Origin of the sequence: Bacillus sp. AFS088145, from assembly GCF_002564465.1 — a bacterium.
Taxonomy (GTDB): Bacteria; Bacillota; Bacilli; order Bacillales; family Bacillaceae_G; genus Gottfriedia.
This window is the reverse complement of sequence record NZ_NUUX01000013.1, coordinates 32526-46735: the sequence shown is the minus strand read 5'-3', so window position 1 is coordinate 46735 and position 14210 is coordinate 32526. Positions and strand designations below refer to the sequence as shown.

The following is a 14210-nucleotide window of genomic DNA, read 5'->3' as shown; positions in this document are numbered from 1 at the left end:
TTGACGAGTGATTTTAATCATGATAGAGTTGGTCTTACGTTTAAAAACGAACGTCAAACCACGACCATAGGTCATGGTTTTTTTATATGAAAAAATCGCGAAAGGAGAATACAAAATGAAGAATTTAATTTTATCTTTAGTTATTGGATGTGGATTTTCTATTTTGCTGACAGGGTACGAAACGAATATGTCAGAAGTTAATAAAAAGATCTCAACGTTTAATCAAACTGAGGTACAAAACGTGTTAATAAACATGGTAGCAGTCGATCAATCAAAAGAGATCATTTGGAATCAAGCACGCTAATTTGTCATGAAGTTTCCATTTAAGTTGGTCTTACGTTTAAAAACAAACGTCAAACCACGACCATAGGTCATGGTTTTTTTATATGAAAAAAATCGGGAGGAGAAAACAAAATGAAAAAAGTAATTTTATCTTTAGTAGTTGGATGTGGATTTTCTATTTTGCTGACAGGGTACGAAACGAATATGTCAAATGCTAATAAAAAGATCTCAACGTTTAATCAAATAGAAGTGCAAAACGTATTAACGAACACACTAGCAAATTGTAAGTCACAACAAATCGTTTGGAATCAAGTACGATAAAAGCTCGGGGGTACTTAAAATTAGTATAGGTTCCTAATTTCTCGGATATTTTTTGGAGGGTTTCAAAAAAAATGTTGTAAATTTTAGTAAAAGTCTCTTTACAAATTTAACCTGAAGTTATATATTTACATTTAAATTCTATATTTCTCTAATTCAAAACCATAGTTGCTTAATCTAAAAAAAGAGCGGGGGAACCAATTCTTTATTGGGGTGAATCCTTTTTGTAAAGGTAGGGGTATTCTTTAATCCCGAATCCGACAGCTAACCTCGTAAGCATTTAAAGAAGGGGGTTTATTTAGTATTGTTTTTTAAACACTAAGTAAAGCTTAGTGTTTTTCTGTATGCAAAAAATTGGGAAATTGGCTGTAAAACACCAATATTATTTGTTTTCTTAAAGGGGAGAGAATCATGCATCATCCGTCCGAATATATAGAAATTGGACTATTTATTTTAGCGATATTTGGGATTTATTACTCGGTTGCAAATTTTAACAGTGTAAAGCGAGTATTTATTGGTAGACCAATGAGAACTGCAGAAATACATGCCCAGCACAATAAACTAATTTGGTTTATTGCTTTACCGATTCTTGCAGCTGATTTGTATTCATCTGTTTCTTATGGGCCAGAGGCTGGGATGACCGAATTAATGAGTCTAGGGACAAAAGCCCACTGGTATATTATACCGATAACAATAGCTACTGTACTTTTATTAGGAATTCTTATACTTTCATATATTATGGGGATTTTAGCTTATCCAAGTGGTGGTGGAGCATATGCGATTGCCAAAGACAATTTCAAACCTCGATGGGTTTCACTCGTAGCATCAAGCTCTCTATTAGTTGATTATATTTTAACAGTTGCAGTTTCAGTTTCTGCTGCACTTGAAGCTGTGTCATCTGCATACCCAGCAGTTGCACCTTATGAAACAGTTTTAGCAATATTTTGTGTATTTTTATTATTAGTTGTCAATCTTCGTGGGGTTGCTGAATCAGCTAAAATATTTGCGTGGCCAACATTTGGCTTTATGATTTGTATGTTACTTTTGATTTTTACCGGATTTTTTGACGAATTCCAAAATGGATTTGTACAGCACCATACACCTACATTTGGTACAGTTCCACAAGGATTAAGTATTTTACTTGTTTTAAAAGCATTTAGTTCTGCATGTTCAGCTTTAACAGGTATTGAAACAATTTCAAATGCAGTACCAGTTTTTAGAGAACCTCGTCAAAAAAATGCGATTAAAACATATATAGCATTAGGCGTAATTACTTCAATTACACTTTTAGGTTTTGCTTATCACTTATATGTAAACGGCATTTCACCTAATCCAAATGATACGATGTTATCACAATTAATAAAGGTGTATTTTGGTCATGGGATTTTATATCAAGTAATCATTTGGTTCACATTTATTATTTTAATTTTGGCAGCTAACTCGACTTTTACAGGTTTTTCACAGTTAGCAGCGATCGTTGCAGCTGATGGTTTTTTACCTAGAGGATTTACAAACCGAGGCGATCGTTTAGGTTATTCTAATGGTATTATAGCACTTGCTGCAGCAGCAAGTATTTTAATCATTGCATTCCAAGCACATACAAATGCACTAATTCCACTATACGCAATTGGTGTATTTTTATCATTTACCATTGCACAATTAGGATTAACAAGAAGATGGAAGCGAGTAAAAGGGCCTAAATGGCAAGTTAAATTAGCAATAAATATAATAGGATTAATTGTAACTTCTGTTGTTACCGTAATCTTTGCAGTTACAAAATTTGTAGATGGTGCTTGGGTTGTTTTAGTCGTAATTCCGACAATTATATTCTTCTCTTTAGCGATTTATAAACATTATCAAAATGTAGCAAGCGAATTAAGGATCGATTTAAGTTCGTTTAAACCAGAAGCTAATAAAGTCATAACAGTTGTATTAGTTTCGGGAACTCATCGAGTTGTTCATAATACATTGTCATTTGCAAAAGGTATTGCAACAGAACCGATCGCTGTTTATGTAGGCTTTGATGATGAATCAATTGAGAGAATGGAAGAAAAATGGGAAGAATGGGGTAATCCATGTCGCTTAGTCGTTCTAAAAAGCCCGTATCGTTCAGTACTTGCACCCCTTTCAAGATTCATTAAGTTAATTGAAGCAAATGAACAAGATAGTCACGTGCAAATTGTGATTCCACAATTTATTCCTAAGAGATGGTGGCATAATTTACTTCACAATCAAACAGCACTTTTACTTCGACTCTGGTTAATCAGTCAAAAGGATGTAGTCGTTACCACGGTTCCTTATCATTTGAGAAAATAATATTAAAAGCATGAAATGTTTATTTCATGCTTTTTTATTTTGGCTTATAAAAGTAGTGAAAAACCTTTTTTTGTTCTACCTAAAGTATCTTGCGTTTTATATATGTACTTTGATCATTCTTACTATCGTTTCATATGAACAGAGGAGCTCTTTTCCCGACAATAAAATCAGCTTATAGAAATTACCAGCCTATTAAATTGAATAAAATTAAGAAGATATCCTCAATAGATTGGTCATCAAAAAATTAATCTTAATATTGATGAAAGAATCATACAATGTATGAGAAATTAAATAAATACTTGATCTGAACTTAAGAATTTTAGAGGTGAGGTTATGTATGATCAATACTATGGGAATTCGTATGAGAGGGATCATAAACTAATTAGTGAATTAGAAAAGGCCATTAATGGTGAATATTCAGCTATTAAATGCTATACAAAATTAGCTAGTCTGGCTAAGAATGAGGATGAACGTAAAACAATTTTAGAAATAAAAGAAGATGAAATAAAGCATTACAACCTTTTTGTATCAATTTATACTAATTTAACAGGAAAACAACCACAACAGAAAGTAACGGAAGATTGTCCCAATGCATACGTTGAAGGTTTGGAGTTTGCACTAAAAGATGAACAAGAAACAGTCGATTTTTATTTAGGTGTTTCTGATGGAACATCAAATCAATTCATTAAAAATGCCTTTAGTAGAGCAGCAAAAGATGAGCAAAATCATGCAGTATGGTTCCTTTATTTCTACATGAAAAATAAAGTTGGTTAGGAGATGATATTGAGCATGGAAAACCAGACTTTGAAAACTTCATCTTAAAAATCAAAAAATATATATCAAGAATTATGAGTTTTAAATCTGCCCCTACCTTGCATCCTAGGAAGGTTAACATACATGTGAATAAATCTGGAAAAGTTCCAGGCTATATTTTTGTTGCTCCATACACTGCATATGGAAAACTATGATTGGTCAAACTGGTTCCTTAATGATGGATCAAGCAGGTAATCCAATTTGGTTTAAACCATTATCGAGTAGATATACACAAAATACTGATTTTAGAGTACAGACATACTATGGTCAGCCAGTCCTTACTATGTGGCAAGGGACAATCTCGGAAACACACGCACTATAACTATTTCTTACAGTATAAAAAAGAGAGGACGGGTAATGTTGAGACTCTCCGAAAAAAGGAATGTTTTAAATAGCAAAGAAGCTATTCTTTTAGCTGCATTCAGCTATCAAACATATGTACTTTTTCGAAAAGGAACGATTACTTTACCAAAAGGTTACGTCCTAAAGTATAGTATTCATGCTGAGGTAAATGTAGAGAATCCTACGACTGAGGTATTTGGTTTTATTGCCGAGTCAAAGGAAAATATTATTATCGCATTTAGAGGATATGCCGCCTATCCAGCAGATCTTATTGCAGCCTATGATATACTTCAAGTTCCTTTTCCCTATGTTGAAAATAGCGGTAAAACTTCCCGAGGCTTTACATGTATTTACCAATCTACAAGAAAAAAATTATTTAAAGAATTAAACAAGTTTCCAAAGAATAAAAAACTATTTATTACTGGGCACAACTATGGTGGAGCAATAGCAACATTAGCCACTTTAGATATTATAACGAACTCAAAATTTAAAAATGCATCCGTTTATACTTATGGGAGTCCACGTGTAGGTGATCCAGATTTGTTTATCGATTTAATCAAGTCGTAAAAAGTAGTCAAAGGATCGTTAATATTCATGATTCATTTACCACTTTTCCAGAAAAATTTTATCCTCCACCATTTACAGAGGAGGGAATCTATTATCAACATGTAAATACAAAGTTTCCAATTTCCTTCCAGTTGAATGATACGCCAAGGAATGATGGTATAGGATGTTATTTTAAAAACTTGAGTAATTTAAATACAGATTATGCGATCAAATTATGTAATGAAAATCCTGATTTTTGTCCTAATTCAGAAATGTGTTTTCCTTTCCAACGAACTTGTAACTGTCCAAAACCTTGTATTAAAAAAGGTGGTTGTTAAAATGGATTACTCAAGAGTGGAGAATGTATTTAATAGTAAAGATGCAATTTTACTTTCCGCAATGTGTTATCAATCAAATCAATTAATAGAGAGTGACAAAGGAGAAGTTGTCTTACCAAAAGGTTTTAAACTCCACTATACGATTTATGCTTATGCAGGAGTTGAAGAGCCAGTAGCTGAACCATTTGGATTTATCGCAGAATTAAGAGATGAAATCATTATAGCTTTTAGAGGGACAGATTCATATAAAGACAATGAATCAGACCAGGACCTATATCAAATAGAGTATCCATTTGCCGAAAATGTTGGAAAAACACATAGAGGATTTACTTGTATTTCAGCAGCACGAACCCATATGTATGTCTACCGATAGTATACGAAACTGCCCAAAATCCGTCAAGACAGAAAAATGGAAACATTTAAAAAAGTCTTCAACAAAGAAAAGGAAAGAAGTAATCCCTGAATGGTTATGCAATAATTGGAATTTTTAACAACGAAAGCATCATATTTCTGAAAAGTATCAAAAATCCCCCAATTTTTAATAAGGCAAATGAACTATATAAAATGGAAAAATAGGAAGATGTACGCAAAATCAGTTTAAAACAGAAGAAAAACGAGAAAAAAGAAGACAATTCGAATAAAACTACTACTCATTTTCCCCCAAATGACGCAAAACGGATTGAAAATTCCCCCAATACAAGTGATTTCGCCTTCCTGTATGATGAAGTTGTAGACAAAAAACTGAAAATTTCTACAGATGTTGACGTTATTTGGGGAGGGTAAACATGAAGAAGAGAAAGATGAAGCAAAAAGCAGTGTCTGCTGTTGCGTTAAGTGCAATGTTGCTAAATGTTGCATTACCTCCGGGGGCGGTTTTCGCAAGTACTGATTCGTCAGTCGAGCAAAAGAAACCGTCGAACGGATTTTCAGCAGATGAAGTAAATCGCATTTTATCAGGCTTAACCGCTGAACAAAAAGCAAATATTAATAAGTTGACTGGTGCAGAACATGCTGAAAAAATCCGTGTAGACAAAAAGGATTTAATCGGTTCAAAAAAGGTTAATGTTATTGTTCAATTTAAACAAGATCCAGCTAAAATACAAATCATTAAGGAATCTTTAGCTAAAGGTGGGGCAACTGCAAATAGTCAAGCTTTTGATAATGAATATTCAGATGCTAAGAATAAAGTTAAAGATTCACATGCAAATTTTAAGAGCTTTTTAAATACACAACCTAAAACTTCGGTTGCTGGCGGCAAAACTGTTAAAACAGAAATCAGCATCACGCGAGAATTTACAGATGCATTTAATGGAGTTGCTTTAACCTTACCAGCGAATTTAGTTCAAAAGCTTGCAGAAAGTCCAGATGTTGCGTCTGTTTGGTCTCAAGTAGAATATTCTTTACCTGATGAAGGAAATTCTAAAACTATAGCAACAAAAAGTACATCTGTTGGCAAGCCAACATCAGCGCTTTCATATTTAGGGATTGATAAACTTCAAGCTGATGGTAACACAGGTGTCATTAAAACGGGTCCGCGTGCGGGTCAAAAAGTTAAAGTGGGTGTATTGGATACAGGTATCGATTACAATCACCCTGACCTTTATAAAGTAACACATGATGAAAATGGAAAATTATATGGTGGACATGACCTTGTTAATAATGAAGGTTTTGATGCAAACGGAAATATAAAATACGTGGATGACCATGATCCTATGGAAACAACTTATGATGATTGGGCAGCTGATAAGGCGTCTTCAAATCCAGTTTGGGGAACACCTCCTTCAAGTTATAAGCCATATATTACTTCGCATGGAACTCACGTTTCCGGTACAATTGCAGCAAATACGACGAATAATAACGATGTTTATTCGGCAAATGGGGTAGCACCTGATGTAGCTCTTTATGGTTATCGTGTATTAGGACCAGGGGGACACGGAACATCGGAATCTGTACTAAGTGGTATCGATCAAGCTGTAAAAGATCATATGGATGTTATTAACCTATCACTTGGTGCAACAATTAATGACCCACTTTACCCAACAAGTATTGCAATTAACAATGCTACTTTAGCTGGTGTTGTGTGTGATGTTGCTGCAGGTAATAGTGGCCCTGGACAAGCTACAGTTGGTTCACCAGGAACTTCAGCACTAGCAATTACTGTAGGGGCAAGTACGGTTCCTGAAGATATTGCAACAATGACAATTAAAAATGGTTCAGTTTCTTATAAAGCACGTTTATTTGGTAAAAACTTTTCACAATCAGACGATGTTTATAAAGGACAAACGCTTCCAATCGTTGATGTTGGTTTAGGAAGTGAAGCTGACTATAACGGAATTGATGTGAAAGGTAAACTTGTTCTAGTAAAGCGTGGCGTAGACTATTTACAAACAAAAATGGCAAATGCTAATAAAGCTGGAGCAGCGGGTATGATTATCTGGGATAATACGGATGATAGCGATAGCCAAGGCTATATTCCTAATTTCTTAGGTGTCAGCATGGATAATGTTTATTCCATTTCATTGACACAAGCACAAGGACAAGCTCTATCTGATGCGATTAAAAAAGACCCTAAAACTGCAAGTATTACTTTTCCTACAACACTAGATGCTGCTATTAGTAAGAGTGGAGATGAATTAGCAAACTTCAGCTCAACAGGTCCGGTTAAAGATTGGACAATTAAGCCAGATGTTGTTGCGCCAGGTGTTGATATTTCTTCAACAGCTCCATACGATATTTGGGAGCCAAATGCATCACATGATTATAAACTTGGTTATCAGATTATGTCTGGTACTTCAATGGCAACACCACACGTTGCTGGTATTTCAGCTTTAATTAAAGCTGCACATCCAGATTATACACCTGCAGATGTTAAAGCAGTGTTAATGAATACAGCTAAAAGTATTGACACAGATTCAAAGAAATATAGTGTTTACCAAGTTGGTGCTGGACGTGTTAATCCTGCTCGTGCCATTGCGACAGATGTGAAAATTCAAGTTTTAGATAAAGCATACGCAGCAGATTCAGATAATACTCTGAAAGAGGTTGAAAACCTTACAGGAAGCATGTTCTTTGGTTTTAAAGGTCGAGGAGAAGGTGCAACGAACGGCTCAGATGATGTTGTTTCTTCAAAAGATTTTAATGTTTCTAACCAAGGAAATAGCAGTAAAACATTCAAAGTAAGTACTGAGTTTATATCAACAAAATTTGCTGGATCGAATAAAGTAGGTCCGGGCACTGGAAATGATGTAAAAGTTGATTTTACTGTCGATGGACAAAACGTAACAAACATTAATGTTGGCGGTGGAGGTACTGTTAAAGCAACAGCAAAAATTACAGTACCATCAAATGCAGTAGAAGGCACTTACGAAGGGTATATTAACCTAGTAAACGCAGCTGATTCATCAGAGTCTTATCGCGTTCCGTTTACAATTACAGTTGCGGAAAAAGGAATTAATAATTTCCAAGTCGGGATTAAAGCAACGCCAGTAGGAAATCTTTCATCTTATTATTTCTCGGTAAATAACGAAATGGATAACTATTATATCCTAGTAAAAGACAAAGACGGGAAATATATAGGGGTAGCTAACACCTTATCCAACGGTAGTAGTATCATCCCTGGTGTCCAATACGGCCCACGTATCACTCTATTTAATGGATGGTATCTTCCATTTACAAAGGAATATAATGGTACGTATGATGCATCTGGTATTTCAAAAGATGTTCAAGTTTTAAAAGAAGGCGCATATTCTCTTGAGATGATTGCAACTGGTAAAGACGGACAACGATACACTGCAGAAGATACGCTATATGTTGACGGTACACCACCAACAATGACAATGGATGCAGACTCCAAGGGTGGGATTTATGAAATTGATCCGACAGGGTATCTACCTGGACAAGAAATTAAAGGGTTCACGGGTACAGTTTATGACTCGAACGTAGACGTGATGAAAAATAATGGAGAAACATCAGTACCTAGTCCTACGACTGGCAAACCTGTTCCTGTTGATCAAGGATTGAACAGTGTTGTAGGTTATCAAGATAGTATGTTCCCAACAGTATACTTCAATACAAATGAGAAAGGTCGTTTCCACTTTGGTGTGACGAAAGAGGACGTAGAAAATAAACTAGGTAGTGATTTTATAATTGACCCTACAGATTATTCAGGAGAAAGTGATATTATAAATGATCAAACCTATTACTTTATTAAAAAGGGTAATCCGTATGTTACATTAACTGCATCTAATGGAGTAGATGTTGGTTCAGGAAACGAAGATAAAGTAGTTGTCGATGCGAATAAACCTTTCAAAACCACTATGACAACCCACTACGGTGTTGGAATGACTGGCGGTAAATTTTTACTGAATGATAATGGCGTATACCAATATAGTAATATCCGGCTAACAGATGAGTATAAAAATTATCTTATTAGTAAGGGAATTGATCCAACTAAGGTTCTTACTGTAGGTCAACCTTATAAACATCAATTTTATCAAATCGGAAATACAACAGATGTAACAATTTCAAATATAGGTCCGGCAGGTTCACTTGACCATGATATGCCAATATTAGAAGCAGATGTGACCTATACTAGTCCTGATCCAATTACGGGACAGTTCCCATATATTTTACTATCAGCAAATTTAACTTTGTCTGGTGAAGATACAAGAATCGCTTGGTTTCCAACAAATGATCCATATGTAAGACAGAACATTTCTGTAATTAGAGGACGTGTGGCAGCGGAATCTTTCTCAAGAAATAACGTAAACAACAATTATCCACAATTCACAGTTGATTCAGGTGCGAAGGTAACGGTGACGGATGATCAGGGCAAAAAATTTACAACGGATCAACCGACATCATTTAATAACACAATAGCCTATACGTTTATTAATCCATATTATGCGGTGACAGCAGATGTTAGTGATAAACCATATTCAATGGAAGCAAGTGTACCAGGCCATTTTAAAGGATATGGAAAAACACCTGTAATTGGTGAAAACAAATTCGGTTATCAATCAGGTACTATAAAAGATCTTCCAACTCTTTTCCCAATTTTATTAGGAGGAGACGTAAATGGTGATAACGTCATCGATATGAAAGATTTACTGAAAGAAATCGATGTTTATTATCAATATAAAAACTTAAATAATTTTAATAATCCAGCGAATACATTAGCTAACAAAACTGCATTCTTAAACACTAACCGTGATGCAGATATTTACTGGATTAAGCCATCAGGTTTTGGATATGGAATTGATTACAATGACTTCTATTTCATCTTTAAAAACTTTGGTACGCAAAATCAAAGTGCAATTGATGCAGGATTAAGTGTTCCTACTGCACAAACAACAGTAGATAAAGATACGACTTTTACAACTGATTATGCAGGTTCAATTACGTTAAATGCTGGAGACACAGTACAGCAAGTTATGCAAAAGCTTAATTTTGCAGCTCCAGCTCAGCAAATCCCATCAACACCAAAGCTTGAAGATTTACAAAATGGAGCTTCGATTTCATTAGTTCCTACAAGCTCAGTATTTGTAGATGATGTAGTGTGGAGAAAATCAATTACAAAAATTATGTTAGGTTCAACAGATGTAACGAATTTAGTGACAATTAACCCAGGTTATACGTATTATGATGCAAATGGAGTATCTCAAACAATGCCATCAAAAATTACGTTCCCAGGTTCATTATTCCCAACGGCAACGAATTACACAATGACGGTAAAAGCGACAGGTTACCCAGATGTAACGAAATCATTAACAATCTCAACGCTTCCAATTCCGACGCCAGCGATTCCAATCATTACTGATCCAACAGTAGCGCATATTGGAAAGGATTTAACATTAACCTTCCCAGAAGATGCGAAATGGCGAAATGGAATCAATAAAGTGATTGTAACAACAAACAATGGTAAAAGTATGGATATCACGAATTTGATCAATCCAGATACGAATCAAAAATATTATGACATTAGTAAACCGGGTCAAATTACGTTCAATGCGAAAACATTTATGACGGATACTACACTTGATCCAAAAAATGGTTCAACCTATGGTAATGCAACTGTAAACCCAGGTGGAGCAAATTATCTTCCACAACTTTACAGATTTACGATCAGTTCACAAGGTGCAGATGGCACTGTATATCCGGATGTAATTGCTGGTTCTGATCCTGTTTTCAAAGGACAACAACCTGTTGGATATAGTGTTACGTTTGATAGCCAAGGAGGAACACCGATTAATCCAATGACGGTTGGATATAAACCGGCCTCAAGTAGATCAAATGGTTCGAATAGTGATTTGATAGCATTTAATACTCCTGCGCCAACGAAACAAGGCTATAAATTCCTTGGTTGGTTTAATGAAGCATCGGCTACAACTCAATGGGATCCAAGTGGTGTATTAACTGCAGACAAAACAGTTTATGCAAAATGGCAAATGAATGCGACTCAAAGTTATTCACCTGTTGATAAATCGAATCCGAATGGAGCGAAATTCGACCCAAGTAACCAAAATGCAAGTGGTAACGGGTGGGTGCTTGGAGAAGGCGATTTAAAAATCAACATCCCAGATTATTTAACAAATGTTTCTTGGTTAACAGGAAAAGATAAAATTGCGAATATTGAAGCGAAATTCTATCAAGTGAAGAGCGATGGCTCAACTGATACGACCCCGACAAAATATACGTTAGACCCAAGTACGTATGAATTATCATCTAACGGAAGTAATGGTATTCTCTCATTCAAAACGGCTACACATGATCAAGCTGTTAAAGCAGGTCAAAACAATCTAGGAGAAAAGTTTGCGTTTAGTGAAATGCCGAGTCTTGGAAACATTGAGGGGATTAAAGGGTATAATTTAACCTTAACTTCTACAACAGGGGAAACAGTTGCAATTCCAAATATTCAACTTGGTTATAGACGACATATTGATTTAAACGGTGGTACGTTAAAGACTGCAAATGATGCTTTCTTTTCTGATGCGTTAGTTAATGGAAAAACAACAGCGCCAAATATGTCTACAGGTGTAACACATGTAACAAATGGTAACTTAACGATTAGTCCAGACCTTTATTTGGATGCAGCGAATTCAAGTGACAAGAAGTCAGATATTACAACAAATCCGAAAGTTTTAACAGATAATTCTACTTTCTATCTATGTTGGATGAAAGTTCCACCTACAGTGAATAAGGACGTTGCTGGAAACATTGTTGGAAGTGACATTACGTTACCATTTACTGATGATGGAACATGGAAAAATAATATCAAAGCTGTTAAAATCGGCGCGAAAACATTAGAACTGAATAAGGATTACACAATCACTGATAATAGCATCATCCTAAAAGCTGCTCTATTCACAGTTGGACAAAAAGTCAATGTGACGATTGTTTCTGAAGGATATAAAGATGTTGTAGTGGTTGACCAAGTTATTGGTTACACAGTTTCGTTTGAATCAAATGGTGGAGATCCACTTTCTGCTCAAATCGTAGACAGAAATGCAACAAAACCAGTTGATCCGACAAAAGTGGGTTACAAATTCTATGGTTGGTACTTGGACAAAGATTTAACAATGCCATATGATTTTGATAACATTGTGACAAAACCAATCACTCTTTACGCGAAATATGCATTAGCTGGTTCAGTTGTAACAGCTGATACAACTGATAACGCAGTAGGGAACGATATGGTTTTAGAGTTTATTGACAAAGATTGGGCAAATGCGATTACTGGCATTAATATCAACGGTCTTCCTGTTGACGCATCGAAATACACTGTAGATAAAGGAAATCGTACAATTACTTTGGATCAAAGTCTGTTCTCAAGAGCTAAAGATTATACGATTACTGTAAAAGCTAAAGAGTATGCTGATGTAACAGTAGTACAAAAAGTTGTAAATGGATATACTGTGCATTTCGTAATGCCAAAGAATGCACCTGCTGAAGTGAAGGATGCAACAAAAGATCGAATTGTCGCACGCAGAATCACAGCGCCGACGGTACACGGTTATGAATTAGCTTGGTTTGCAGATGCAGATTATACAATTCCTTGGGATTTCACAAATTCAATCTATTCAGCTAAAACGCTTTATGGCACATGGAAACCAGCAAAGTATTCAGTAATCTTCGACACACAAGATGCAGGACTTGTTTACTCGGTTAAAGTGGAATACAACACATTATTAGATGACACAACAAGTGCACCAACAAGAAGGGGTTATACGTTTGTTGGCTGGTACAAAGATGCTGAAGGCAAAACTGCTTGGAACTTTACAACTGACAAAGTAACAGACAATACAATCCTTTATGCAAAATGGAACATCAATTCGTATACTGTTCATTACGACAGCAATGGCGGAAGTGCAGTAGCGGATAAAACAACGAATTACAACACAACGGTTACATCGCCGTCTGCTCCAACAAGAACAGGTTATACATTTGTGGGTTGGACAAAAGATGAAGCAGGTCTAGTGCCTTGGAACTTTGCAAAAGACAAAGTAACAGAGGATGCAACGTTACATGCACAATGGAGAATCAACACGTACACGGTTCGTTTTGATGTAACTGGCGGAAATAGTGTACCGGCAAAAACTGTTAACTACAATAGCACGGTGACATTATCAAAACCAACAAGAACAGGTTACACGTTCGTTGGTTGGACGAAAGATGCAGCTGGTAAAGTGGCGGTATCAAGCAATCTAACAGTGACAGGAAACATTACACTGTACGCACAATGGAAAGTAAACAACTATACTTTGAAGTTTAATTCAAACGGGGGCAGCTCGGTTGGATCAAAAACAGTAGTTTACAACGGTACAGTAAAACAACCATCTGCACCAACTAAAAAAGGCTATGCATTTATCGGTTGGACGAAAGATGCGGCTGGAAAAATCACTTGGAACTTCGAAAAAGACCACATCACAGCAGATACAACGATCTATGCTAAGTGGGTGAAATTACCAAGTGCACCGTCAAATGCAAAAGTGACGTTAGTTGGAAAAACATCAGCGAAAATCACATGGTCACGTGTAAGTGGCGCAACTGGTTATGAAGTCGTTCGTTCGACATCAAAAACAGGCACTTATCAACACGTACGTTCTGTGACGACAACATCACTAACAAATGACGGATTAAGTAAAGGTAAAACGTATTACTACAAAGTTCGTTCATACACACTTGTTGGTGGAAAAGCTATTTATGGCGAATGGTCAACAATCGTAAGTATTAAACGATAAGAAAAAAATAAGAACA

At 35.7% G+C, this 14210-nt stretch carries 8 protein-coding genes and 1 riboswitch; all 8 genes read left to right on the top strand.

What is annotated here, in order from left to right; translation table 11 throughout:
* Window positions 1-115 precede the first annotated feature (115 nt).
* On the top strand, window positions 116-304 hold the full coding sequence (locus COI44_RS08560) for a hypothetical protein (RefSeq protein WP_098427561.1): 189 nt from the start codon (window positions 116-118) through the stop codon (window positions 302-304).
* Between the two features lie 110 nt (window positions 305-414).
* Window positions 415-603: a hypothetical protein gene (locus COI44_RS08555; protein ID WP_098427560.1), complete on the top strand. Its 189-nt coding sequence runs from the start codon at window positions 415-417 to the stop codon at window positions 601-603.
* Between the two features lie 156 nt (window positions 604-759).
* Window positions 760-894: riboswitch (cyclic di-AMP (ydaO/yuaA leader) on the top strand.
* A gap of 117 nt (window positions 895-1011) precedes the next feature.
* Complete coding sequence (locus COI44_RS08550; RefSeq protein ID WP_098427559.1) at window positions 1012-2916, top strand: APC family permease; 1905 nt, start codon at window positions 1012-1014, stop codon at window positions 2914-2916.
* Window positions 2917-3249: 333 nt separating this feature from the next.
* Window positions 3250-3690, top strand: a complete 441-nt coding sequence (locus COI44_RS08545; protein WP_098427558.1) for a ferritin family protein — start codon at window positions 3250-3252, stop codon at window positions 3688-3690.
* Between the two features lie 190 nt (window positions 3691-3880).
* The gene (locus COI44_RS24090) at window positions 3881-4051 is read left to right on the top strand and encodes a hypothetical protein (RefSeq protein ID WP_179887053.1); all 171 of its coding nucleotides are present in this window, start codon (window positions 3881-3883) and stop codon (window positions 4049-4051) included.
* Between the two features lie 35 nt (window positions 4052-4086).
* Window positions 4087-4638, top strand: a complete 552-nt coding sequence (locus COI44_RS24815; protein ID WP_353616008.1) for a lipase family protein — start codon at window positions 4087-4089, stop codon at window positions 4636-4638.
* 318 nt (window positions 4639-4956) lie between these two features.
* Entirely contained in the window at window positions 4957-5328 is a 372-nt protein-coding gene (locus COI44_RS08535) for an alpha/beta hydrolase family protein (RefSeq protein WP_098427557.1), read from the top strand.
* A gap of 412 nt (window positions 5329-5740) precedes the next feature.
* Window positions 5741-14194 carry an InlB B-repeat-containing protein gene (locus COI44_RS08530; protein WP_098427556.1) on the top strand — a complete coding sequence of 2818 codons (8454 nt, stop codon included), beginning with the start codon at window positions 5741-5743 and terminating at the stop codon, window positions 14192-14194.
* Window positions 14195-14210 lie beyond the last annotated feature (16 nt).

Coding starts and splice junctions, on each gene's coding strand:
- COI44_RS08560 (WP_098427561.1), top strand. CDS start 116: ATGAAGAATTTAATTTTATCTTTAGTTATTGGATGTGGATTTTCTATT.
- COI44_RS08555 (WP_098427560.1), top strand. CDS start 415: ATGAAAAAAGTAATTTTATCTTTAGTAGTTGGATGTGGATTTTCTATT.
- COI44_RS08550 (WP_098427559.1), top strand. CDS start 1,012: ATGCATCATCCGTCCGAATATATAGAAATTGGACTATTTATTTTAGCG.
- COI44_RS08545 (WP_098427558.1), top strand. CDS start 3,250: ATGTATGATCAATACTATGGGAATTCGTATGAGAGGGATCATAAACTA.
- COI44_RS24090 (WP_179887053.1), top strand. CDS start 3,881: ATGATTGGTCAAACTGGTTCCTTAATGATGGATCAAGCAGGTAATCCA.
- COI44_RS24815 (WP_353616008.1), top strand. CDS start 4,087: ATGTTGAGACTCTCCGAAAAAAGGAATGTTTTAAATAGCAAAGAAGCT.
- COI44_RS08535 (WP_098427557.1), top strand. CDS start 4,957: ATGGATTACTCAAGAGTGGAGAATGTATTTAATAGTAAAGATGCAATT.
- COI44_RS08530 (WP_098427556.1), top strand. CDS start 5,741: ATGAAGAAGAGAAAGATGAAGCAAAAAGCAGTGTCTGCTGTTGCGTTA.